21 protein-coding genes are annotated in these 25,541 nt (G+C 48.1%); 5 read left to right on the top strand and 16 right to left on the bottom strand.

The features are described 5' to 3' along the window. Position 1 precedes the first annotated feature (1 nt). The 12 genes from zipA to ccmA all read right to left on the bottom strand — a co-directional run bounded on the left by zipA (position 2) and on the right by ccmA (position 12,949). Positions 2 to 892, bottom strand: a complete 891-nt coding sequence (gene zipA, locus H6995_02950) for a cell division protein ZipA (protein ID MCP5213948.1) — start codon at positions 890 to 892, stop codon at positions 2 to 4. Between the two features lie 137 nt (positions 893 to 1,029). Next, a complete protein-coding gene (gene smc / locus H6995_02945) occupies positions 1,030 to 4,539 on the bottom strand; it encodes a chromosome segregation protein SMC (protein ID MCP5213947.1) in 3,510 nt (1,169 codons plus the stop codon). Positions 4,540 to 4,574: 35 nt separating this feature from the next. Further along, entirely contained in the window at positions 4,575 to 5,852 is a 1,278-nt protein-coding gene (ccmI, locus tag H6995_02940) for a c-type cytochrome biogenesis protein CcmI (GenBank protein ID MCP5213946.1), read from the bottom strand. Between the two features lies 1 nt (position 5,853). Continuing rightward, the gene (locus tag H6995_02935) at positions 5,854 to 6,339 is read right to left on the bottom strand and encodes a cytochrome c-type biogenesis protein CcmH (protein ID MCP5213945.1); all 486 of its coding nucleotides are present in this window, start codon (positions 6,337 to 6,339) and stop codon (positions 5,854 to 5,856) included. A gap of 77 nt (positions 6,340 to 6,416) precedes the next feature. Beyond that, positions 6,417 to 6,962 carry a DsbE family thiol:disulfide interchange protein gene (locus H6995_02930; GenBank protein ID MCP5213944.1) on the bottom strand — a complete coding sequence of 182 codons (546 nt, stop codon included), beginning with the start codon at positions 6,960 to 6,962 and terminating at the stop codon, positions 6,417 to 6,419. Then, a complete protein-coding gene (locus tag H6995_02925) occupies positions 6,959 to 8,944 on the bottom strand; it encodes a heme lyase CcmF/NrfE family subunit (GenBank protein MCP5213943.1) in 1,986 nt (661 codons plus the stop codon). Before H6995_02925 ends, H6995_02930 begins: the two co-directional genes overlap by 4 nt. Before the next feature lie 178 nt (positions 8,945 to 9,122). Further along, complete coding sequence (locus H6995_02920) at positions 9,123 to 10,211, bottom strand: c-type cytochrome (protein MCP5213942.1); 1,089 nt, start codon at positions 10,209 to 10,211, stop codon at positions 9,123 to 9,125. 2 nt (positions 10,212 to 10,213) lie between these two features. Continuing rightward, entirely contained in the window at positions 10,214 to 10,666 is a 453-nt protein-coding gene (gene ccmE / locus H6995_02915; protein ID MCP5213941.1) for a cytochrome c maturation protein CcmE, read from the bottom strand. Further along, positions 10,650 to 10,838: a heme exporter protein CcmD gene (ccmD, locus tag H6995_02910; protein MCP5213940.1), complete on the bottom strand. Its 189-nt coding sequence runs from the start codon at positions 10,836 to 10,838 to the stop codon at positions 10,650 to 10,652. Before ccmD ends, ccmE begins: the two co-directional genes overlap by 17 nt. Further along, on the bottom strand, positions 10,835 to 11,572 hold the full coding sequence (locus tag H6995_02905) for a heme ABC transporter permease (GenBank protein MCP5213939.1): 738 nt from the start codon (positions 11,570 to 11,572) through the stop codon (positions 10,835 to 10,837). The genes ccmD and H6995_02905 overlap by 4 nt, the downstream gene beginning before the upstream one ends. Before the next feature lie 46 nt (positions 11,573 to 11,618). Next, on the bottom strand, positions 11,619 to 12,266 hold the full coding sequence (gene ccmB / locus H6995_02900; GenBank protein ID MCP5213938.1) for a heme exporter protein CcmB: 648 nt from the start codon (positions 12,264 to 12,266) through the stop codon (positions 11,619 to 11,621). Positions 12,267 to 12,328: 62 nt separating this feature from the next. Next, positions 12,329 to 12,949, bottom strand: coding sequence for a cytochrome c biogenesis heme-transporting ATPase CcmA (gene ccmA, locus H6995_02895; protein ID MCP5213937.1), 621 nt, complete (start codon positions 12,947 to 12,949; stop codon positions 12,329 to 12,331). A gap of 180 nt (positions 12,950 to 13,129) precedes the next feature. On the opposite strand from ccmA, the gene H6995_02890 reads away from it, so the two are divergent. The 3 genes from H6995_02890 to rimO all read left to right on the top strand — a co-directional run bounded on the left by H6995_02890 (position 13,130) and on the right by rimO (position 16,791). Then, the gene (locus tag H6995_02890) at positions 13,130 to 14,986 is read left to right on the top strand and encodes a flagellar hook-length control protein FliK (GenBank protein MCP5213936.1); all 1,857 of its coding nucleotides are present in this window, start codon (positions 13,130 to 13,132) and stop codon (positions 14,984 to 14,986) included. Further along, positions 14,983 to 15,261, top strand: a complete 279-nt coding sequence (locus H6995_02885) for an EscU/YscU/HrcU family type III secretion system export apparatus switch protein (GenBank protein ID MCP5213935.1) — start codon at positions 14,983 to 14,985, stop codon at positions 15,259 to 15,261. The genes H6995_02890 and H6995_02885 overlap by 4 nt, the downstream gene beginning before the upstream one ends. 189 nt (positions 15,262 to 15,450) lie before the next feature. Beyond that, the gene (gene rimO, locus H6995_02880; GenBank protein MCP5213934.1) at positions 15,451 to 16,791 is read left to right on the top strand and encodes a 30S ribosomal protein S12 methylthiotransferase RimO; all 1,341 of its coding nucleotides are present in this window, start codon (positions 15,451 to 15,453) and stop codon (positions 16,789 to 16,791) included. Between the two features lie 92 nt (positions 16,792 to 16,883). On the opposite strand, the gene H6995_02875 is transcribed toward rimO, so the two are convergent. The 4 genes from H6995_02875 to H6995_02860 all read right to left on the bottom strand — a co-directional run bounded on the left by H6995_02875 (position 16,884) and on the right by H6995_02860 (position 21,769). Then, positions 16,884 to 18,044 carry an LbtU family siderophore porin gene (locus H6995_02875; GenBank protein ID MCP5213933.1) on the bottom strand — a complete coding sequence of 387 codons (1,161 nt, stop codon included), beginning with the start codon at positions 18,042 to 18,044 and terminating at the stop codon, positions 16,884 to 16,886. Between the two features lie 235 nt (positions 18,045 to 18,279). After that, positions 18,280 to 19,053 carry a tryptophan synthase subunit alpha gene (locus tag H6995_02870; protein ID MCP5213932.1) on the bottom strand — a complete coding sequence of 258 codons (774 nt, stop codon included), beginning with the start codon at positions 19,051 to 19,053 and terminating at the stop codon, positions 18,280 to 18,282. Continuing rightward, positions 19,043 to 20,293: a tryptophan synthase subunit beta gene (gene trpB / locus H6995_02865; GenBank protein ID MCP5213931.1), complete on the bottom strand. Its 1,251-nt coding sequence runs from the start codon at positions 20,291 to 20,293 to the stop codon at positions 19,043 to 19,045. The genes H6995_02870 and trpB overlap by 11 nt, the downstream gene beginning before the upstream one ends. A 126-nt stretch (positions 20,294 to 20,419) precedes the next feature. Then, positions 20,420 to 21,769, bottom strand: coding sequence for a sodium-dependent transporter (locus tag H6995_02860; protein ID MCP5213930.1), 1,350 nt, complete (start codon positions 21,767 to 21,769; stop codon positions 20,420 to 20,422). Positions 21,770 to 22,045: 276 nt separating this feature from the next. Between H6995_02860 and H6995_02855 the strand changes: the two genes are divergently transcribed. Both H6995_02855 and H6995_02850 read left to right on the top strand, forming a co-directional pair. Further along, positions 22,046 to 22,540: an Lrp/AsnC family transcriptional regulator gene (locus H6995_02855; protein ID MCP5213929.1), complete on the top strand. Its 495-nt coding sequence runs from the start codon at positions 22,046 to 22,048 to the stop codon at positions 22,538 to 22,540. A gap of 372 nt (positions 22,541 to 22,912) precedes the next feature. Beyond that, positions 22,913 to 25,429, top strand: coding sequence for a TonB-dependent receptor (locus tag H6995_02850; GenBank protein MCP5213928.1), 2,517 nt, complete (start codon positions 22,913 to 22,915; stop codon positions 25,427 to 25,429). Positions 25,430 to 25,541: the final 112 nt, after the last annotated feature.

Below are 25,541 nucleotides of genomic sequence, written 5' to 3'. Positions count from 1 at the left end.
CTTAACGAAGTAGCGATAGTTGGCGGCGTTCAAAATCACGTATTTTTTGGCGGGTATGCTCTATCGTTTGCTTGGTCATTACACTGTGTTGTTCATCTTGCAAATCCCCATTAAGGTTTTTTGCCAGGCACTGTGCTGTCTCCAACATGTAATCAAAGGCTTTCATGCTATTACTGGGGCCCGGCAAGCTGAGGAAAAACGATACGCCAGGCGTGTGGAATTGCTCCATGTTTTCCAAGTCAAAAGTACCCGGTTTAACGGCATTTGCCATGCTGAATTGGAGTTGGCTATCGTCCGCCTTTTTTTCATGGCGGTGAAAAATATCCATATCACCAAAACGCATGCCGCAGGCCAGTACTACCCGCAGAAGGTCACCACCATTAAGTTGCGCTTCCGTCTTGGCAAAGACATTAATAACGATCACCTCTTCCACCACCGCTGGCGGTTTAGTTTTTGCTTGTGACGTTGCAAACTCTTGTGACTTTGCAAACCTTGACGTCTTTAGCTTTACCTCACCGCACGCATCAAGAGGCTCCACAACCGTCTCATCAATCACGTCGTCGAGCTGTTCAAACTCATCAAAATCCGCAGCTATCTCTTCACGGCCATCCGCAAAAAGCGGATCAGGCATAAGGTCCTCGTGATCATCCTGCACGCTATCTTCTACAGCATTCTCCGCCGTGCTCCTCTTCACTACCCGCGCACCACCACTTGGTAGTTCACCGTTGAAATAATCTACTCGATCCTCGTGCCGACCACGGAAGCTCTTATCAATCGCAAGTTTAATCGAATTGCGTTTACCGCTGCGCATACGCCGATAGCCGTCCAGCAGTACGCCAACGATCACAACCACCCCTAATATGATCAACCACTCACGCAATGAAAAGTCCATCACCATCCGCCAATTATTTTTAAACTCATCTGAAATCTGCCTTTCCGGCTAGCGCCTATCCGATTCGGCATTCTATCGGATTACCTATCACCAAAGAACCATTCTCCACCATCGTAGGTCTCTGCTGCCAGGGAGCTTTAAACCGCCGCCATCGCTACCGCTTCTTCAATATCTACCGTCACCAGACGTGAAACACCGGGCTCATGCATCGTCACCCCCATCATGTGGCTGGCCATTTCCATCGTCACTTTATTGTGGGTAATAAAGATAAACTGTACCGTTTTCGACATCTCACTGACGATGCTACAGAAGCGCCCAACATTGGCGTCATCCAAAGGCGCATCCACCTCATCAAGCATACAAAAGGGTGCCGGATTCAGCTTAAAGATCGCGAACACCATGGAGATAGCCACCAATGCCTTTTCTCCACCGGAGAGCAAATGAATAGTGCTGTTACGCTTACCAGGTGGCCGCGCCATAATGGTAACCCCCGTATCCAGCAGGTCTTCACCCGTCATTTCCAGCGAGGCATGACCACCACCAAAGACCTTAGGGAAAATTTCCTGCAAACCTTTATTGACCAAATCAAAGGTCTCTTTAAATTTGGTTCGCGTTTCACGATCAATTTTACGAATGGCATTTTCCAATGTAGTTAATGCGTCCGTAAGATCCTCATTTTGGGCATCCAAATGTAGCTTGCGTTCCGACTGGGTTTTATATTCATCAATTGCCGCCAGATTGATTGCACCCAGACGTTGAATACGATTTTGAATTTGCTCAAGCTTAGTATGCCAATCAGTTTCGAGCGCGTCATCAGGCAATTGCTCTAAAATCTGCTGTAGATCCTGCTTCGCTTCCTTCAATTGTTGCTCCAGCGTTTCGCACTGCACTTTTACCGACTGCCATTGTAGTTTGCACTGTTCTAATTGACCCCTGACACCTTCTGTTTTACGGTCAATTTTTAAACGATTCTGCTCCAGCTGGGAGAGGCTGTATTCAACCGCTTCTACCTTTTGTCTCGCTTGTGTTAATTTATTTTCTAAGGCAACACGTTTTTCTAGTTCAACCTCCAGCCTGTGTTTTAGCTCTTCCACTGGAGCAGCTGCTGATTCGATACTTTCCTTTAAACTCATTTGACGTTCGCTGAGACCCGCAACCTGCTCCTGCAAGCGCGTCATGCCATGCTCAAGCGCCTCCAGCTGTGTCGTCACCGACTGATGGCGTAAGGCCAAATGATGCACTTGATCTTTATTATGTCGCGCATTTTGCCGCACTTGATCTAAATTACCACGATTGGCATCTCGCTCACTCAATAGCTTTTCCCGTTTGAGGGCGTCCTGCTCCATGTGCTGTAAACCTTCCTGCCATCTTTCCTTGGTTTCCAGCAGCGTTTCCTGCTCTCTTTTTAGCTGATCCTGACTTTCTTCCAATTCATACAGTAATCTCTGCTTACGCATATTGAGTTGCTCAATCCGTGCCTTGCGCGCACCCAATTGCGAAGCAACTTCCGCATGCTGTCTTAACAATCCACTCAGTTCTTGTTGCGCAGCTTCACGTGCTTGTTCGGAATTTTTCAAGGCTAGTAGACCGGAGTTCAGATCTACCTCGAAATTCTCTATCCGTTCTTCCAGTTCGGCCATTTCCTCAGCAAGTTGTTTCAGTTCTTGCTGGCGTTCCAGCAAACTGGATTTTTCATCGCTGTCGCGTGTAACCCGAATCCAACCTGGGCCTAGCCAAACACCTTCCTGGCACACCACCGACTCATGCACAGCTAAACGTGAGCGCATCGATAGCGCATTTGCCAAGGAATCTGTCACATAAATACCTGCCAGCAAAGCATTCAGATTCCAGTCGCTTTTAATTTTACTCAGTAAACTAGTTTCACCCGGTATGCCCTCATACGCTGCACCGACGCTCTGATCGACCAAAGTAATGCCACCCTGCTTGAGCTTCTCCAAACGCTCACCCAGATTATCCAGGCTATCAATACAGACTGCCTGAAGATGGTGTCCTAAGACTACTTCTAAAGCCTTTTCCCAACCCTTATCGACTTTAATTTTCTGCGCCAGGCGAGGTTGTTTATGCCATTGCTGTTGCTCCAACCACTGTACCACTGGCGCATCCTTTTGCCCTAATGCAGCTTGTTGTAAGGTTTGCAATGAAGAATGCCGCCCTTGCACACTTTGCATGGTACGGCGCGCCTGGCTAAGCTCGTTGCTGAGCTGATTATTACGTTCTCGCTGATTTTCGATGGCTGTAACCAACTCGGTCACTCGCGCTTTATGCTGTTCCGCCGCCTCATCCAGTTGCGCTAATTTGTGCTCCATTTCATCAAGCTGCTTATCTTCAGGGCTTTCCGCAAAGCCCTTCTTTTCCTGCTCCAGTTTTTGATTCCGCTGCTGCAGGCGTGCAATATTCTGCTCCAGGTGTTGAATTCGAGATTGCTCTACTTCCGCACGCTGCCTTGATTCAGAGGCCTTCTGATTAAACTCATCCCAGCGGTGCTGCCACTCCTGCATGGCAGCTTCCGCCAGTTCCAACTCACCAGTGCTGACCGTTTCCAATTGCTGTAGCCGTTCTAGCTCTGGAGCAATTTGCGCCAACTCCTCAGATAATTCTGTTTTGCGCTGCAAGTCCACCTGCAGGTTTTGATTTGCTTCCTGGGCGCTTTGCTCGGTTCTCTGCAGTTCAGCTTGTAGCTGTAATTTGCGTTCCTGCTGATGCTGTATGCTCTGTTCATGTCGAGCAATTTCAGTTCCAACCTGATAAAAAGCAGCTTGCACTTGCTGGAAAGTATCATTCAAGGCCACCGCATTTTCGCGCTGCTTTTCGACGTCTTTTTCTATCGAGCTATGTTCAGCATGAACTGCCTCCAGCTGTATTTCCAGCTCGGCAATTTGCTGCTCTTGTGTGGCACTTTGTTGTTTCAGCGCTGTCCACTTAATGGCCTGCAATTCAGCCTTGTGGCTACGTTCTTGCTGCTTTAGTTCGCTATACTGCTCAGCAGCTTTGGCCTGACGTTGCAGATGATGTAACTGCCGGTCTAGTTCTTCCCGAATATCCGAGAGTCGAGCCAGATTTTCACGGGTATGACGCATGCGGTTCTCAGTTTCGCGACGCCGCTCTTTATATTTGGAGATTCCCGCTGCCTCTTCAATAAAGATACGCAATTCATCCGGCTTCGCTTCAACAAAACGCGAAATCATGCCCTGCTCGATGATGGAATAACTGCGTGGACCAAGCCCCGTGCCTAGAAAAATATCCTGGATATCGCGGCGTCGGCAGCGGCTACCATTCAGATAATAGGTAGATTGCAGTTCGCGGGTGACATTGCGGCGCACGGAAATTTCGTTGTAGCCGGCGTATTCACCAGTCACACTGTGATCACTATTATCGAATAATAATTCAATAGACGCTTGGCCGACTGGCATGCGCGCATTGGAGCCACTAAAAATAACATCGGTCATGGATTCGCCGCGCAAGGTTTTCGCCGAGCTTTCGCCCATGACCCAACGCACGGCATCAATAATATTGGATTTGCCACAGCCGTTAGGCCCAACCACAGCGGTCAAATTACTTGGAAATCGCACGGTGGTGGGATCAACAAAGGATTTGAACCCGGCAAGTTTAATGCTTTTCAAACGCATTTATTGTTTTGGCTCCAGGTGCGTTCTAAAACGCGCTATTCTACTACGTTATCGATGACGAGTTTAATGTTTGTTGGCGACTCACTGAGATTTATTGGGCTGACTTTCCCCTGCAAATCACCAGCACTGGCGGTGGCAGTCTGGGAAAATGCAACTCGTGCGATAACTTCCACCTGGTCGAAACCCGACAGTTTGGCCTGCGGAGTCATCGCCATACTGTCATTAAGTACCACTTTGGCCGGTAAATCCTGCACTTGTAAGCGGACAGCGGCGAGCGGCATCGGCGGTCCATTCAGCGCGCGCGCAAATATAAACACAGTCTGTTGCGGTGACGTTTTCGATTGCAAATCCTCGCTCAGAACCACTTCAACTTCTAACTCGGCAACCGTTTTGATATCACTCGGCGAACGTTCTACAACCTCGGCACTCTCTAGACCCACTTTGCTACCTGTTTGCAGCGCCAGCAGCTGTTCCGCTCTGGCGATACCCGCCTGTAACGCCTTTGCGTCACGTTCATGCGGGGACCCAGCCAAAATCTGGCGCCAGTAGCGAATTGCGTCTGCATACTGTTCTCGATCAAAAGCATCAATACCCAGTAATCCCAAGGCCGTGTCGTTGCCAGGGTCTACCGCCAGCGCGCGCTCGGCTAATTCCTTGCCACGTGCACCAAGATGGTTATTTTCTACAAAAAATAATGACTGTGCATACTCCGCCAGCACCTGTGGATCTTCGCCCACTAGCATTAAAACCCGATTATAGGCGTCTTCCGCTTCTGAGTACCGTTGTGTTTGTATGTAACCCTGTGCCAATGCATACCAAATTTCCGCGCGTTCCGGTGATTTTTCCGCCATCTCTTTTAATGCTTGTAATCGCTCTGTAGCGGGTAATCGCGCCAACCTATCGGAAGCCGCCTGATGCGCCTCCATTTCAACTAACACCTGGCTACTACCCAACGACCAATACAGGCTAATGGATACCAGTACCAAGGTTAAACTGAGCACAGCCACCAATACTTTGACAGAGGCGCTGATGCCGCCCACTGATTTGGTGAAACTTTGCTGATCACCCTGGGTATCTGCTAATAAATTGCGTTCAAGCTCCGCTTTCAAAGATTGATATTCAGCTTCATCAATACGCTCTTCCTGGCGATCTGAGTCTAGCTCAGCAATACGCGAATGATAGGCTTGTATATTGATGGCCTGCGGACTCAACGCTGCACGTTTGCGCAATTGTTGGTTCCGCAAAATTGGAAACCAAATAAAACCCAAAGCTACGATTGTCAGCATCGCAGCAAGCCACCAAAACAGGGTCATATTAGCTTTCCTTATCCTTCTCTTGCGATTTGATCTCTTGTGATCCAGACGCTTGTGATTGAGTGTACAGTAGTTGGTTTATTCTCTGTTGTTCCTGGGCGCTCAGTGGCGTTCCGCCCACAGCCTCCCGCACCGTCCGCGAACGACGCCGGGCGATAAGGATAACCACCACGAGAGCACAGATTAATAGTACGGCTGGCGCCACCCAGAGCAGCCAAGTTTGCGGCGACCACTCTGGTTTATACAGCACATACTCCCCATAGCGATCCACCAGATAACTTTTGATTTCACTATCCGATTGCCCTTCGGTTAGCAACCGATAAACTTCCTTACGTAAATCCATCGCAATCGGCGCATTTGAATCCGCCAAATTTTGATTTTGACATTTGGGACAACGCAACTCTGTAGTCAGTATTTGAAAGCGTTCACGCGTCTTGTCATCAGCAAAATCAAAGGTATCGATGGCAGCCCGTACAAAGGGATTCATCAGCACTAAGCACAGGCCAAAGATGACTGGCAATAATTTCCTCAAGCGCAATTGACTGCTTCTATTTAGATTTATTTTCAACCCTGAGAAGCCTCCGCCCGTAACTGCTCAACTAAAGGCTTCAAAAGATTTAACCACACTTGATCATCGACCACGCCAATGTGCTTATAACGAATCACACCTTTATGATCAATCAGATAAGTTTCAGGCGCTCCAAATACACCGAGATCAATTCCAAGCTTACCCTGTTCATCAAACACATTGACGGCATAGGGATCACCTAGCTTACGCAACCATTGCTGCGCATCCTTTCTCACATCTTTATAGTCGACTCCGTAAATAGGAATCTTTTCCTGCTCGGAAATTTGCATCAGATAAGGGTGTTCCGCTCGGCACGACGGACACCAAGTCGCCCAAACATTCACCAACGCCACCTGGCCCAGCAAGTGATTGCGCTCCAACATTATTTCAGGGTTTTCAAGCGAAGGCAGGCTAAACTTAGGCAGTTCTTTATCAATCAGCGCCGAGGGCATCTCATTCGGATCCAGTTCTAAGCCTTTCAATAACAAACCACCTAACGCAACAAAAATAATTAGCGGCAGAAATAGCTTTAAACGCTTCACGCTTTTGCCTCCAAGCCAGCGGAAGCGTCCAGACTGCCTTTATTTGTGGACTTTTCCGGCTGCGTCATCTTAATACGATAACGCCTATCTGTAACAGCCAGGAAGCCGCCCAAAGCCATCAATAGACCTCCCATCCAAATCCAAATCACAAACGCTTTATAATGCACCCTCACCGCCCAGGCACCATCGCCCAGCGGTTCGCCCAGAGCGACGTAAAGGTCACGGGTAAAACCTGTTTGGATCGCCGCTTCCGTCATTGATTGACGCCGGGCTAAATAAACACGTTTTTGTGGCTGTAGCAGATAAACTTGCTTATCAGCTTTATAAACGGTTATCTGTCCTTCCTCAGCTTTGAAGTTGGGACCCATCACTTCCTGAATACCATCAAACTGGAAACGGTAACCACCTAGCTCAACACTATCGCCAGGAGCCATTCGCACATCGCGCTGTTCACTGTAGATTGAGGTAAACGCAACCCCGATGATGCAAACAGCCAAACCAAAGTGCGCCAACTGCATCCCCATATAACTACGCGATAACCGGCCAAAACCAAGCTTTCTTCCTTTCGTCAACAAGTCCCGGCCACCAGTTATCACAATCCACAGACTCAGGGTTGCTGCTAACACCGCGCCCAAATGCATCTCACCGCCATAGATCACCGGCACCAGCAGACCGACGCCTATGCTCGCTAGCGCGGCCACCAACAATTCGCGTTTGAGATTTAACGTCGAGGAGCGTTTCCATTGCGACCGAGGAGCAAAGCCGAGCAATGCAAACAAAACACACATGAGCGGCACAAACACCAGGTTAAAATAGGGCGGGCCCACTGAGATTCTGCCACCACCCAACGCATCGATAATTAATGGGTAAAGTGTCCCCAATAGAACGGTCACTGCCGCTACTACCAAAATCACATTGTTTAGCAGGAGGAGAATTTCACGCGACCAAAGCCCAAATACCGGTTTACTCACCACTGCTGGCGCACGTATGGCGTAGAGTGTTAGCGAGCCACCGATGACTAAAAACAAGAATATTAGAATAAACAAACCTCTTGCCGGATCACTGGCAAAGGCGTGCACTGAAGTTAATACGCCAGATCGAACCAAAAAGGTGCCCAACAGACTTAACGAAAACGCAAATATCGCCAGTAATACCGTCCAGCTTTTAAAAACACCGCGCTTGTCCGTAACCGCCAATGAATGAATCAACCCGCAACCTACTAACCAGGGCATAAAAGACGCATTTTCCACCGGATCCCAAAACCACCAACCGCCCCAGCCTAGTTCGTAATAGGCCCAGTAACTGCCGAGGACAATACCGGCAGTCAAAAACGCCCAGGCAATATTGGTCCAGGGCCGTGACCAGCGCGCCCAGGCGGCATCAAGTTGGCCACCCAGCAGCGCGGCAATCGCGAATGCAAAAGCCACCGAGAAACCAACATAACCCATGTACAGTAATGGCGGATGAAAGATCAGACCGACGTCTTGCAGCAGCGGATTGAGATCACCACCTTCCAAGGGTGAATCAGGTAAGAGTCGGGTAAAGGGGTTGGAGGTCAGTAGCAAAAACAACAAGAATCCAATACTGATCATGCCCATCACGGAGAGCACCCGCGCGATCAGTTCATCCGGTAGATTGCGACTGAACGCTGCTACAGCAAAGGTCCAACCGCTTAGAATCAGCGCCCATAACAGTAACGACCCTTCATGTGCGCCCCAGACCGCACTTAATTTGTACTGCACCGGCATCGCACTATTGGAGTTTTGCGCGACATAGGCAACGGAGAAATCATCCATGAAAAATGCCACCGAAAGGCAGGTAAAACTCATTATCAAAAACACAAACTGGCCGGTTACTAATGGTCGCGCATAGGACATCCAGAGCTGATTATGCCTGGTTGCTCCTAGCAGCGGGATAACGGCTAACAAAACAGCCATACAGAGTGCCAAAATAAGCGAAAATTGTCCTAATTCAGGAAGCATGTTTTAAACGTTCTAACCTCTGTCACGGTTTCAACCCACTCAAGGGTCAGGAAGTATTTCCAGGCACAAGCCAAAGCAGCCGTATTTTTTACCATAACGCCGGTTTAATAGGAATGCGCTCAGGGTATTAAGTTCAAATCTTCTCAGATCCAATTCAATGGACATTATTGCGTTTCGGCTAATCTACCCTTACTGTCTGGTAGTCCGGGCTGGTTAAACTGCGCATAAAAGCGACCAGATCGCTTTTCTGTTGTGTATTCAAATTCAGCGGCCGAATACGGGCATCCAATAGTTTGCTCTGTATCGGTGCGCCATCAAGTGCACCACCTTTATCATAATATTCAACAACTTCCGCCAAGGTTTTCAGGCTGCCATCGTGCATGTAGGGCGGCGTTTTCTCGATGTTTCTTAAGGTCGGTGTTTTAAATGCACCAATATTTCTGATTTTACCCGTCACCAAAAACCGTCCCAACTCAGCATCATGGGCTCCGGCCAACACTTTAATCTGGGAAGGCTCGAGCGGATTTTTGGCTGAATCCAGCTGCTGTATTAACTCACTGAGACGTTGATAACCGATACCTATATTATGAAATTCATGATCCGTAAAAAGTGCAAAATCGCGATCGAGGGTATGACAAGAAGCACAGGCCGCCTGATTGTAAAATACCGATAAGCCGCGCTTGGCTGATTGGCTCAGGGCATCCAACTCCTTAGCGAAATAATAACGGTCAAAAGGGGAATTACCGGCTATCAAAGTACGTTCAAAACTGGCAATGGCTTTGGCGACATGCGTAAGCGCTATCTGCTGGGGGGTAACGCCGAAAACATGATTAAATTGCAGCTGATAGGAATCATCCTCTCGCACAATTGAAAGCACCGCTTCGCCATCAGGCATTCCCATTTCCAGTGGATTCAGCATCGGCCCAATCGCTTGCGCCTCCAAATCAGCAGCCCGCCCGTCCCAAAACTGGGTTTTGGCATAAGCGGCATTAATCACCGTAGGCGCGTTGCGAGCACCTTTTAGTTGATGAATCCCCTCTGAGACTGTCGCATGATCGGTAAAGGCAAGACTAGGATTATGACAGCTGGCACAGCTTATCTGGCCGTTTTGACTAAAGCGCGTATCATGGAATAAGCGCTGTCCTAAGGCAATTTTTGCCGCTGTTTGTGGGTTATCCTGTGGGATCACCAGCGGTGGGAGGCCAAGCTGCACTTCGGCAGCAGCCCAACCACACCAGAGCATTAGAAAGAGTAACAGGGCGCGCATTGCTATTCTTTTGAATAGTGGTCTTTGCCGTAACCCGCTTGTTCCAGAGCATCCGTGACTTCCGGCGGCATATAGTTCTCATCATGCTTAGCCAATACCTCCACCGCTTTTAAATCTCCTTGGCCGGAGATACGCCCCTGCGCGACAATACCCTGTCCTTCACGAAACAAATCCGGCAGTATGCCTTCAAACTCAACATCTACCGTTTCTGCATAATCGGTTATCTGAAAGCTGATTTTCAAGCTTTGTGGATCACGCTTAACGCTGCCCTCCACTACCATTCCTCCAGCGCGTATCAAGGTATTTTGCGGCGCTTCGCCCTTAACTATTTGAGTGGGCGAATAGAACAGGTTAATGTTTTCTTGGAGCGCGAACAGCGATAAACCTATTGCTGCACCAAAACCTGCCACAATAAATAAGACTATTTTTAAACGTTGTTTACGAATGGGATGCATTTTGTTCCTCTCTACGCTGCTGTCTTGCTTGTTCAACCATAAATTGTTTACGCAGACGCATCGGCATCAGGATATTAAAAACCAAGACCGCAAGTGCCGTTGCGTAGGAAATCCACACATATAGTCCGTGACCTCCCATATGGATAAAGTCAGAAAAACTAGAAAAGCTCATGGTTTTGCCAATAACTCCTTAACCCAACTGGTACGCCATTCGCGCACCAGAATTTCAAATCTTGTCCGCATAATAAGTGCTACCGTAAAAAAACAATAAAAGCCTAACACCATTATCAACAGCGGCACCCACATTTCGGCAGGCATCGCTGGTTTTTCTGTAAGGGTGAAGGTTGCAGGCTGGTGCAAGGTATTCCACCATTCCACCGAATACTTAATAATGGGAATATTAACTAATCCAACCAAAGCTAACACAGCCGTGGCTTTCGCCGCTTGATCTCGGTCACTGATGGCAGAGTGCAGCGCCACGATACCCAAATAAAGGAAAAACAAAATCAGCATGGAAGTTAAACGCGCATCCCAGACCCACCAGGTACCCCAGGTCGGCTTACCCCAGACCGCACCTGTCACCAACGCCAGCAAGGTAAAAGACGCACCAATGGAAGCGCAGCTTTTCGCCGCCATATCCGCCAACTTCATTTTCCAGATTAAACCGATCGCTCCGGCGACCGCCATGATCATATAACAGGATTGCGCCAGTAGCGCTGCGGGCACATGAATATAAATAATACGAAAACTATTACCCTGCTGGTAATCCTGCGGCGCGAACACTAACGCCCAGACTGTGCCGCTAAAGATCAACAGTGCTGCGGCGATAGCGAGCCAAGGCAGCCAGCGACCGCTGATATTATAAAACCAGCGGGGAGAGCCTAATCGATGAAACCAAGTCCACATATATTTATCAATTCCCAACGTCTGTTAAGGAGTTATTCAGAGGCTCCTAATTGCCAAGGCTGATTCGCAAACCTGCCGCAATCGCCAGCGGCGCCAGCACCAAAGCCAAGGCTAACATTGCACCCAACAAAGCCAAATGTCCGATAATCGGCAAACCAACGGTCGCGGCCTGCACTGCTCCCGCTGAAAAAATCAGTACCGGAATATACAGTGGCAGCACCAATAGTGACAACAGCAATCCACTTTTTCTCAATCCTACCGTCAACGCCGAACCCACCGCACCGATAAAACTCAGCACAGGCGTTCCCAACAATAGAGTAATCATCAAAGCAGGCAAAGCTTCACTGGGTAAAAACATCATAAAGGCTAACAGCGGAGACAGCAGTGTCAGTGGTAAGCCGCTAAGCAGCCAATGTCCAGTTACCTTGGCAAGTATACCGATATAAAGCGGTTGCGGAGACAGAAGTAATTGCTCCAGCGTACCGTCCTGGAAATCCGACTGAAACAACATATCCAAAGACAACAGTGTCGCCAACAACGCTGCCACCCACAGTACCCCTGGTGCGGCCTGCGCCAGAAATTGTTTTTCCGGACTAACTGCCAACGGGAAAAGCGTCACCACAATCATAAAAAAGATCAGCGGATTCACCAAGTCGCTGGGATGCCGAAACGCAATCACTAAGTCCCGCACCAATACCGCTTTAAAAATACCCAAGACACTGAACTGTATTTTATCGTTTTCGACTCCCAATACCGTCACCCTAAACTCACTTTACGCACATTGGCGACGGAACTCAGATCTTGATGCGTGGTGACAATCACGGCACCACCGCTTTTGACTTGATGACTCATGAGTTGCTCGATGGCGGCAACACCGGATTTATCGATCGCGGTAAAGGGCTCATCCAAAATCCATAGTTTTGCTGGCAACAGGTACAAACGGGCTAAATTAACGCGCCGCTGCTGACCAGCAGAGAGTGTATAACAGGGGACATCTTCATAACCCCGCAGCCCGACCTGCGCTAGCACCTCCCACAGAGTTCCATCTAACTGACGGCCTGCCAGTGCGGCATACCAGCGTAGGTTTTCTTCCGCCGTCAGCGTCGACTTAATGCCCGCCGCATGCCCCAAGTAATGCATATTTAACTGATATTCAGTACGTACCTTTTTAATCGATTGCCCAGACCACAGGACTTCACCCTCGTAAGTATCAGAAATACCGGTCAGCACTCTTAACAAAGTCGTTTTACCGCTACCGTTAGCGCCTTCAATTTGCAACACTTCACCAATATCAAGCGCAATATCCAAATCACGGAATAATACGCGACGCTCGCGTTCGCAAAACAGCTTGTTTGCTTGGAGGAGATGTTCTGCCACAAGTTACCTTCAGAAACTTTCGTGCTGGGCCATGAGCGAGATGGGGCTGGCAAAAAATCAAAAGCCTCAAGATTTTCACTCGCTGACCGTTAAGCTATTACAGGCGAAGAAAAGACTCGCCAAAATCAAACACGCATTATATAGAAAGCACCGCTTCGGATCACGTGATATAGTCATCGAATGGACATAAAGCCCTCGTTACTCGCCAGTTTTCAGGCGTTATTGCCCACCAGTTCCGACCCCGCTGAACTGGCGAAAGTCTATGCGCAGGGCCGTATTTTTACCGCTATTATCGAGCAGGTTGTGCAAAAACCTCAGAGCAACAATCTGAGCCCGCTTTTCGAAATATTAATCAATGCCGAAGGTAAGAAAATAACTGCTGAGAGTAATCAGCCGTTTAGCCCTGGGCAGTTGATAAAAGTGGAGGTCACCAAGGATGGCAGTTTGCGGGTGCTACAGATTGTACAACCAGCAACGGAAAAACAGCAGGAGCTCATTCAACAGGGCCTGCGTCAGGCCTTGCCGCTGCAACAAAATCACAGCACTCTATTAAATCGACTCGAACCACTACAGGCACTAATTACCCAGCTAAATCAGAAAACCAATAATCCCGTTTTACAACAAGTGCAAAAACAGATCGGCGAACTGATTTCATCACTACCCCGCCAGGAACAACTGCACAATACCCAACAGTTAAAACAGGCTATCACCCAAAACGGCAGTTTCCTCGAAGCCAAATTACAACGCATTTTACAGCAGCTTAGTCCTGCACCAGTTCAGCCCGCGAAAACAGCAACAACAACGCAGCAGACCAAAACAACCGTTATTGAGGAGACCTTAAGGCAAAACGCGGGCCTGGTTAAACAGCTGGAGGCATTGGTTGGCAAAGATCTCAAAGCACAGCTGGTTAAGTTGGCAGCGCAACTGGCACCACTCGCCGCGCCAGCAGTACCGGCAAAAACAGATGGGCCGGCCGGTGCGCCTCACGTTCTTAGCTCAACACCCAACGCTGCGACCAACCCACAACAAAGCGGAAACCTTAATACCGCTGTTAACGTAACAACTAATACAACAATCAATAAAACCGTCACGACAACCAATACAACAACTCAAACCGCTTTGCATATAACTTCCCGCGCACCAGTCAACACATTTTCCAGCGATAGCACTAAAGCAAACCCTTCCGCCACGCATAAGTTAACGGCCGCGACGACACCCAGCCTGGCTGCAGACAAAATTAATTATGCAGCCAAACTCGCTACTGGAGCCAGCGCCTATAGCAGACAAAGCGCACCACAAAATCCATCCGCTAATAGCGCGCCTACACCAACACCCAGCGCGACTATTACAGCTGAGGCCCAAATAATTAATCGGATCATCCAAGCGGCTTCAGGTTTAAGTAGCGAGCAGTCCGTCAACCCACAAAGTCCATCTCAATCACGCATCGAAATTCCTGAGCTTTTAATTAACACCCACACCCTACTGCTACTCAAGCGCGCCGGTATTCAGGTATCCAACAATCAGACCAGCATGCCGCGCGAAGCGTTTGACCTCGCCGTCAGTACCCTGTTGCGGCAAATAGCCAATAGCATCGCCAAGATACAAACCAATCAATACAAAAGTATTGTCGGCAAGCACGCAGCACCGGAGAGCAGCAGCATCAATAGCTGGTATGTCGAGATTCCGGTGTTTAACGAGGGATTGTTTCGCCCGATTCAGCTTCAAATAGATGAGGAACGCAGCGCTGATCAACCCAAAGATGCCAAACAGGGTCGGCAGTGGAAGATAACCCTCGGCTTTGAATTTGAAGAGCTGGGAGAGTTTTTTGCAACCCTCACGTTGATTGAAAACACCCTGTCAGCAACCTTCTGGAGTGAGCGTCCACAAACCCTAAGGCGCATTGAAGGAGAACTCGACATCTTGAAGAAATCACTCAAAGCCAAGGGTCTCGAAATTAAGCAACTGGATTGCTGCAAAGGTACACCGTCCATACAAAAGTCTCGACTGGATCAGCAGCTGGTGGATATCAAAACATGAGCACACAACCACAAAAAGCCGTCGCGCTATTTTATGATGGCGACAACCCTCCCGTCGTCAGTGCTAGCGGACAACATGACGTGGCGGAACAAATCATTGCTTTGGCGCGCGAATACGGTATTCCACTGTATGAAAACGCCGAGCTGGTGAATGTGCTGGCAACGCTGGAGTTAGGCGAGTCGATTCCCGAAGCACTCTATCTCTCCATCGCCGAAATTATTGCTTTTGCCTATTATATTCAGGGTAAAAGACCGAAAACGGCGCCCAGCCGTTGACGGTAACTGTGCAGACAGACTGACTTTATCTGCTATGAGCCTCTATTCGCTTGTTGTCGGCTATCGTTCGAAAGCCAAGCCACAACAAATTAACATCGCACTGTTTGCAGAATCTGTTGTAGAATGCGCCCCCCAATAGTTCATTCAACGAGCCCAATACGGCTCTCAGTTTTATCGGAAGTAACACCCATGTCCAACCCAAAAATCGGCTTCGTTAGCCTTGGTTGCCCCAAGGCATTGGTAGATTCAGAGCGCATTCTTACCCAGTTGCGCACCGAACATTACGATCTGGTATCCGATTACCAAAATGCCGACCTTGTGGTGGTCAATACTTGCGGTTTTATCGATAGCGCGAAGCAGGAATCCCTAAACGCCATTGGTGAAGCCATTGCGGAAAACGGCAAAGTCATCGTAACCGGCTGTATGGGCGTTGAAGAAACCACTATTCGCGCGATGCACCCGCAGGTATTGAGCGTCTCTGGCCCTCAGCAGTACGCGCAGGTGGTAAACGCCGTGCACCAATACGCACCGATACAGCAACAGCACGACCCTTATACGGATTTGGTACCGCCACAGGGTATTAAGCTTACCCCAAAGCATTATGCCTATCTAAAAATATCAGAGGGTTGCAATCACCGCTGCAGTTTTTGCATCATTCCTTCCATGCGCGGCGATCTGGTCAGCCGTCCGATTGATGAGGTGATGCGAGAAGCCGAAGGATTGGTAAAAGCTGGGGTAAAAGAGCTGTTAGTCATCTCCCAAGATACCAGCGCCTACGGCCTGGATTTGAAATACCAGGCCAGAACTTGGCACAACAAAGAATACGAAACGCGCATGCTGGGGCTATGCGACGCCTTGGGTGAACTGGGTATCTGGACTCGGCTGCATTACGTTTACCCCTACCCCCATGTGGACAAGATTATTCCACTGATGGCGGACGGTAAAATACTGCCCTATTTGGACATCCCCTTTCAGCATGCCGGCCCGCGCATATTAAAAGCGATGAAGCGACCCGGTAATGCCGAAAATACCTTGGATCAGATACGCCGTTGGCGCGATACCTGTCCGGATTTGAGCATACGCAGCACCTTTATTGTTGGCTTCCCCGGGGAAACGGAAGAAGACTTTCAGTTGCTGCTGGACTGGCTGGACGAAGCGCAACTGGATCGAGTTGGTTGTTTTGAATACTCTCCCGTTGCGGGCGCTAAGGCAAACGAACTCGCCGACCCGGTACCTGATGACATCAAAAAAGATCGCTGGGATCGCTTCATGCAAACGCAACAGCACATCAGTACAAACAAGCTACAGCAAAAAATCGGTCGCTCTGTAGATGTGCTGATCGATGAAGTTACCGAGGAAGGTGCCGTCGGTAGAAGTTACGCTGACGCGCCGGAAATTGATGGTTTGGTGTTTCTGGATAATGCCACCTATCTGAAGCCCGGCGACATGGTGAATGCGACCATAACCGATGCGGACGAGTATGATCTATGGGCGGAGCCGAACAACGCGCAGCCGTTACGTATTCTTTAGCGCGAATATCCCTGGCTGGCCTAGACACCAGTCAGACCTGGATATAGCAGCTAGCTGCGGGCAATAATACCCGCAGCAATTTGATACCCAAATTAAAATTCAACTGCCAATTGTGCGGTAATACTGTCGCTGCTCTTACCCGTGCCGCCATCGGCCACATCGTAGTCATCATCATTGGCCCACTCAATGTTGAGCGAAGTGTTCTGCATGATTCCCAGGGAAATACCCAACATAAGGCGTTGCTCCGGTAACTCCAAAGCCAGGGCTTCATCCGTTCCCTGCCAAGCTAGCGCGATGGTTGCATCCCAATCATTTAAGGTAAAATGATAGGCTGCTTCAAGATTCCAGCTGACTGGTTCTGCGCCAACCCCGTTAAAAGCCAAATCCGCTGTATCAAATTGTTCTGTCGCGGTTAGGTATTCGCCGATGAAAGTGAAAGCCCCGACGCTCAGCACCAAGTGTCCGCCCACGCCGCTGACCTGATCTGTCAGGTTTTCCGCATCAGCAATTGCTTCCTGCAAACCATCGGAGTCGGCAATATTATTGACGTAGTAAAGCGCCGCATCAAATTCAACGTCAGCATCCGCTGCCTGCCAGTAGTAACCAATATCTAAACCAAATTGATCGATCTTATCATCGCCCTGCTCTTTGGTGTCGCCATTGAAAAGTACTAACGAGCTGCGCCAGCCACCCGCCTCAAAACCTAGTTGCAGCGCAGTTTCGATAAACTCTCCCATCTCTAGGGTAATAGGGTCCGACACCATATGGCTTTCAAAACGACCAAAGGGTAAATGGATCAGTCCGGCGGTTAGGAAAAATGGTGATTGCTCGGCATTGCCAATTCGAATGAAAGCTTCATCGAACGCAATCGGGTCAGTTTTATCCTCTTCAAACAGTAACAACAAGGAAGCGCTAACCCATTCGTTTACCTGCGCATCCAAGCCGATTTCAACTTTTGCCAGGGTAATGTCGCTGCTGTTTTCCTCAACGCCATCCACTGATGCCGCCTCGACTTCAACTAACCCACTAAACCCAATGCGATCAGTCCATTTTTCTTCCCTGTTAGCAGAATGTGGTTGTGCTGCTGACTGTGCACTCAATTGCTTTTCCAAAAACTCAATTCGTGCCTTTAGGTCAGCTAGCTCAGTCATCAATTTTGCGTCGTCGGCCCAGACCTGCTGGCTAAAAGGACTTGAACACAAGACAGCACACAAGCCGAAGGCAGCTCCTTTAGCCGAAAGTAAAGATTTCATAATGGTTCCCCAATGATTCAAAAAGTACCCAAAAATAAAATACTTATGCGTTTCACCGTTTCTTCTTCACGCTATTGATATTAAAGGCAGGAATAAGCGAGTCAAACATAATATTTAGAAGCGCACTTCAGTATTTATCACGAATGATAATGATTATCATTCGTGAATGTCAACCGAAAAGTATTGTTTGGGTAAAATTAGTGACTTGTATCAAAGCCTGGAGGAGTTAAACCGATTACTTGCGAATTCCCAGTTGTTCAAAAAAATCTCGTAGCGCCGTTTCACCCCCCTCTTCCCAGGCTTTCAGAGCGGCGGTGCCAATAATAGCTATATCGCCATGGGCACCAATAAAATCAATATCTTCCTTGGCGCTGACACCAAACCCCACACCCAAGGGTAAATCGGTAAATTTGCGACACCTGTCTAAAAATTCCGACACGGTATTAGACATTTGCGTTTTGCTGCCAGTGACACCTTTGCGGGCTACAACATAGACGAACCCTTCTGCCGCCGCCGCTAGTTGTGCGAGTCTTTCGTCACTATTGGTAGGCGTCATCAGCATGATAGGCGTGATGCCCTCCGCTTTGGACAAGGCATGTAACTCAGCGGCTTCTTCCAGCGGCAAATCAGGCAGGATATAGCCACAGCCGCCGGAGGCTTTAAGTTGCCGAACAAATTTCTCATGGCCCATTTTGAAAACAGTGTTGTAATAACCCATCATCAGCACTTTAAAATCAAACCGCGCGGTGACTTGCCGCATAAAATCGAAACAATCAGCAACTTTGGTGCCTTGCTCGATGGACTGTTGGTTCGCCTTAACAAACAATGGGCCATCTGCCGATGGCTCGCTAAAAGGGAATTGTAGCTCAACAAAGTCGACGCCAAATTCGCTCATAATTTCCAACTCTTTAAGGTTCGCCTCAAAGGATGGATAGCCGCAGACAACATGGGTCATCACCAACGGTGATTTACTTTGTTTGCGTTGCGTAATAAACCCCTTAAGATCCATATTCGACCGCCTTAGCTTTAATAAAAGACTTCCAGTGATCATCATCCAAAGCGTCGGCTACGGTAAAAATATCCTTATCGCCACGCCCGGACTGATTGATCAGAATGATTTGGTCTTTCCCCATACTCGACGCTTCAGCAATGGCTCTTGCAAAAGCATGGGTGCTTTCCAAGGCTGGGATCAGGCCTTCCGTCGCCATGACTAGGCGCAACGCTTCCGTAACCTCATCATTACTCGCGGCAGTAAATCGAACTCTACCCTGTTCTGAAAGTGCGGCCAAAATCGGGCTTATACCAATATAATCCAAGCCTGCCGCCACTGATTCTGTTTCCAGCATATTACCTTCAGAATCCTGTAAAAAAAGGGTTTTATAACCCTGAGCCACACCGATAGAGGCATCGGGATAAGCAATCCGCGCAGCGTGATGCCCAATCCCAGTACCGGTTCCTCCAGCCTCACAGCCAATCAGCTCGACGGCATCGTCATCCAAAAAGCCCTGAAAAATCCCCATTGCATTGGAGCCACCACCAACACAGGCATACACACGATCCGGCAAGCGCCCAGCCAGCGCCTGAATTTGACGATTGGCTTCTTTGCCGATAATCGACTGAAAATAGCTGACAATTTCGGGGAAAGGGTGAGGGCCACAGGCGGTACCCAACACATAATGGGTAGTATCCATGTTCGCCACCCAATCACGCATACACTCATTAATAGCGTCTTTTAAGGTGCGCTGGCCATCTTTAACCGCAACGACTTCGGCGCCCAGATTTTCCATCCAGAACACGTTCGGGCGTTGTCGTAAAACATCCACTTCACCCATATAAATTTTGCACTCAAAACCAAACTTGGCGGCCATCGTTGCTGTAGCAAAACCATGTTGACCCGCGCCAGTCTCTGCAATAACTCGCGGTTTGCCCAAGCGTTTTGCCAGTAAACCCTGGCCCATCACATTATTAATTTTATGCGACCCGGTATGATTCAAATCCTCACGCTTTACATAGATTTGTGCACCACCCAATTTTTTTGACAGGTTAGCCAGATAAGTTACAGGCGTGGGGCGACCCGAATATTCCTGCATCAATTGCTCAAATTCCGCCCAAAAACTGGGGTCTTGTTGACACTGCCGAAAACAGTCCCGTAACTCTTTGATGGTTGAGGTAATAATTTCGGGGACAAAGGCACCACCATACTGCCCATAGTAGCCTTCTCGCCCTGCTTCAAAATCAAACAAATTCATAGCTTACCTGCTAAATATTTCGACATTACACAAAGGAAGGATAGCTTAACGGATAAGCGTAAAAACACAAGGACAGCAACCCTCTACAGTTGGGGTTAATGCCCTAAGAGAAAGCTGGTTAGAGATCTAAGCGAAAACCACCTGGGCAAATACAGTCAAGATCGCCACTGGGCAAACATAACGAACATAGGAAGGCCAAATTTTCCAGAATAGGCTTTGCTCTACCTCTGGGTAGCCCGCTTTAATTTCCTGCAGCATATTGTTCCTATGCCAAATCCAGCCCGCAAAGATACAAAGCATCAATCCCAATAAAGGTTGAGACATTTGGGTGGTGGCACGGATGGTTAATCCGAAGAGCATTTCAAAATTAAAGGCAATAGCCACACTGATCAAAGCAATAAGAAGACCAATAAAATGCGCCGCGCGCTTACGATCGATCTGATGATTTTCAACTGCGTAGGCGACCGGTACTTCCAACATCGAAATCGAAGAGGTTAATGCCGCGATGCTCATCAAGATAAAAAACGCGGCTGATATAAAAATACCTGTGATGCCCATGGTATCAAATAGCGCCGGCAGTACCGTAAAAATTAATGTATCTTCAGAAATAAGTTGTCCCGCCGCGTCAAAAATCGCGACGCCATTGTGCTGAGCAACATACATCGCCGGTAAAATGAGCATGCCCGCCATCACTGCGATGCCAATATCGACAAAGGTCACCATGCGTCCAAGGTAGGATAGGTTTTCTTTTTGGCTAATATAGGAGCCGTAAATCAACATGGTACCGACACCCAATGACAGCGAGAAAAAAGCCTGCCCCATCGCGCTGACGATTAATTTCAAATCCACCGCTCGACTGAAGTCCGGCAGCAGATAGGCCTTTACCCCCTCCTTTGCGCCATCTAATGTCAATACATAAGCGATCAAGAGAAAGAGCAAAGCAAGCAGGGCCGGCATTAGGCGAGTAGACCATTTCTCGATACCATCCTTAACACCACCGCTTATAATGGCGACTGTTAAAACCATAAATACCAATATAAAAGCAACATTGCGGTAAAGCCCAAACTCCGTCAGCCAATCGGCAACACTTTGCATACCAGCCAATTCGGCTATAGGCGCCAGAAAATAACAAACCATCCAGCCCGCCACCAATGCATAAAAACTTAAAATAAGGCTCGCAGTAATAATGCCAACGAAGCCGGTAATCGTTCCAATGTGGTATGAAAATCGATTGGTAGAAATTAAACGTAAGGCGTTGACCGCATTGGATTTGGCATGACGCCCAATAATTAGCTCTGCCATGAGCGCTGGATAAGCCAGGCAGAAAGCCAACACCAGATAGACCAGCAAAAATGCCGCTCCACCGTTGCTGGCCGCCTGCGTTGGAAAGCCCCAAATATTCCCTAGACCGACTGCCGACCCCGAAGCAGCTAAAATAAAACCAAACTTCGAGCTAAACTCTCCCCGTGCCGCCATTGTTATAATTCTCCTAATGCAAGACGGTAGTTTACCAACCCCGACAAAATCATAGCGTCCGACTACTAACCAAATCAACTGCTCATTTAGCGCTTAAGACCAAAATAACAACTACCGAGGTGGAAACGGATCAGTTTAGCAGGCTCAAATGAGGAAATGCTCTCTGATATTTCCATCCTTTGCCTTTTTCCACTAAAATTATTCTCAAAAATACAACTTTAAAAGAATAATCATAACCTTTCAGGATACTCAATCCTAATTGCTGGAGGCAGCCCCATGAAATTTGATAAATACGAATGGCGCATAATGCAGGCACTCCAAGAGAACGGTAGACTCACCAACCAAGAACTTTCCGAACGTATCGGTTTATCCTCGACACCCTGCTGGCGCAGATTAAACGACCTCAACCAAAGTGGCGTGATCAAACGCTGTGTCGCCATTCTAGACCCCCAGTTAGTCGGTATTCGTGAGACCGCCTTTGCCCATGTAACTATCGATCAACGCAATGAAACCCGCCTTAACGAATTTGAGGCTGCCGTGAAAATGTGTCCTGAAGTGTTGGAGTGTTACGCTAGTATGGGCGATGCCGATTACCTACTTAAAGTCGCCGTTCCCGATGTATCATCCTATGACCGCTTTCTCAAGGATTTCGTTTTTAAACTGCCAGGAGTAGTACAGGTGCGCTCCAACCTGGCATTACGCACCATCAAACGAGAAACGGCGCTGCCTTTAGAGATATTTAATCAAGCATGCCCGGAACTACACAATTAGACCAAACTTAACAATCACGTCATGCGCCATACATCACCTCGATTATATTTACGATCTTTGCTTTAGAATAGCTATGTGGGTGGTTATACTGACGTTTAAGCACATACAAGTGGCAGACGGACTAGAAACTTTCATCACAACAAGGAGAAATATTGACATGCATCAAATCAAGGCATTGCGCAAATTCAGCATAACTTTTCCTCATAAACCATCAATACTAAAAATTTATTCTTTCATTAATCCATCCATAGCTAATATTAAGAATATTAACCCCTTATTTAAGAGTATCATTTTAAACGCTTAATTTTGGTTACCTCTAGGTAGCACTATAAACATAAAAAAATCATCCGTTTTCAAGTGAGGACAATACTGATGAACAAGATTATCAGAAAACCCAATTTTCTTTGTTATTCCATTGCCCTGATCTCCGGCTCTCTGACAAATGGGCTGCTATCAAACACAGCGCTTGCGGCAACCGAGCCATCCGTTATTGAGGAGGTGGTAACAATTGGTACTCGTGTCGCCGGGCGAACAGCAACAGAAGCAACTGTACCTATCGATATCATTCAAGTTGATGCACTGAAAAAAAACGGCTTTACCGAACTCGGGCAAGCATTACAAACCACAGCACCTTCATTCAACTTTAGCAGAACCCAGGTATCTGATGGATCTGATATCTTTAGACCGGCCACATTGCGAGGCTTGCAGCCTGACCAAACATTGGTTCTGGTCAATGGAAAACGACGACATACACAATCTATTTTTTCACTGGCAGGCACCGTTGGCGAGGGTGCAGCTGGTACAGATATGAATGCCATTCCTCTTACTGCACTACAAACAGTTGAGGTTCTAAGGGATGGCGCAGCCGCCCAATACGGTTCTGATGCCATAGCGGGCGTTATTAACTTGAAGCTCAAACAAACAACCGGCGAAACAACCGGTTTTGTACAGTGGGGAGAAACAACCGAAGGCGATGGCGAGGCGCTCACTGTTGGTTTAAATACCGGATTCGATCTGGGTAACAACGGCGGCTTTTTAAACCTATCACTCGAATATCGTGATGCGGATGAAACCAATAGAGCACAAAAAGATACCGGTGGACCGGATCCTATTTCCAGTTCCGTACGATGGCATCAGGGCGATGCAGAAACAGAATTCGAAACTATTTTTTACAATGCAATGATCCCGATAGGTAGCAAGGCCGAACTTTACTCATTTGGCGGGTACTCAAATCGCACCGCCTTAGGATCGGGTTTTTATCGTGATTTCAATCGCGTCGAGCGAAATGTACCGCAAGTGTATCCTAATGGTTTTTTACCGCACATCGATAACGAAGCCGAAGATATTTCCTTCGCTCTCGGATTGCGCTATGAACTGAACGATGACTGGAAAATGGATGCGTCTGTTGTCTACGGTGAAAACACTTACGATTTTGACTCCAGAAATACTATCAACTCATCTATCGCGGCGGAATACCTATTCAACAATCCTGGCGCCACAGATATGGATATTGCGGCAAATTCAGGGCCCAAATCCGGCTACTCCGGTGGCTTTGAATTCGACCAAACTACTTTTAATCTGGATTTTTCAGGCTCGATTGATATAGGCGCTAGCGAACCACTCTATGTTGCATTCGGTGCGGAATACCGTGATGATTCATACCAAATTAATCCAGGTGAGCTAGCATCTTACTCCTGTGGCGCAACCGATAGCGGTGTATTTCCCTCTGTCATTGACGGAATGACCACCACCGATTGCGGATTTCAGGCCTACCCGGGTTTACGCCCAGAAGCTGCTACGGATGAAGATCGCTCAAGCAATGCTCTCTATGTCGATCTAGAAAAAAATCTGACTGAGGCTTGGTTAGTCGGTGCTGCAGTAAGATACGAAGACTATGATGAAGCTGGCAACGAAACGACTGGCAAACTATCATCGCGCTACGATTTTACAGACAGCTTTGCCATTCGAGGTGCAATTGCAACCGGCTTTCGTGCGCCTTCGTTGCAACAAAGCGCCTATACGGCATTTACGACCACTATTGACAGCTCGGGTAGCCTAGCCCAGTCCTTCACGGCCGCAGCTGGCTCAGCATTGCCGAGCGCCCTTGGCGTTAGTAACCTTGAACTGGAAACTTCTGAAAGCATTAGCCTCGGTTTTGTATGGAAACCAACCGACAATATTACGCTAACCATCGATGGCTATAGCATTGAAATCCAGGATCGTATCACCCTCGGTGGATTTTTAACCGCAGCAGATTTGGCCTTTAATCCAGCAGCGGCAGCAGCATTGGCCGCAACGGGTGTGGCTCAGGGCAATTTCTTTTCCAATGCGGTTGATACCACTACCGATGGTGTAGATATCATCGTTACCTATGACACGGAATTTGTGGAAGGAGATCTCAGCGTTACATTGGCTGCTAATTTCAATGACACCGACATTGATGACATTCATGCCCCCGCCGGAATCGCAGAGAGTGTCTCTTTTAGCCCCATTTCAGCGGCGTTTATGGAAGGCGGCCAACCTCGCCAACGGGGAACCTTAACTTTTGATTGGTCCAAAAATGCGTTAAATGCCTTGCTAAGATTAAATTATTTCGGCGAAACCGAAGTTGATTATTTTGCGGCGAACCATATTTTCATTCCGGGAACAGACGCGACAAGCGTTGTAGAATCAGCCGTTTTAGTTGATCTCAACGTTTCTTATGCCTTTACTGATAACCTAACCGTATCAGTCGGCGGTAACAATATTTTTGACGAAACGCCTGACGAGCTGGACTCTAATGAAGTGTTGGATATTATTTCAAATAGCGCCATGCGCTACCCTTTACGTGCAGTACCTTACGGGTTTAATGGCGCTTCGTATTATTTGAAAGTTGCTTTCAACTTTTAAGTTAATACTGTCGATATCTCTCAAAACAGGGGAAGAACTGCAGCTCTTCCCCTGTTTCGTTTAAAAATATAAAAGGTGTGATAGTACATAGTTGAAATATCACCCACCAGAG

Source organism: Pseudomonadales bacterium, from assembly GCA_024234615.1.
In the GTDB taxonomy this organism is placed as follows: domain Bacteria; phylum Pseudomonadota; class Gammaproteobacteria; order Pseudomonadales; family IMCC2047; genus JAJFKB01.
This window is presented reverse-complemented; position numbering and strand designations above follow the sequence as displayed.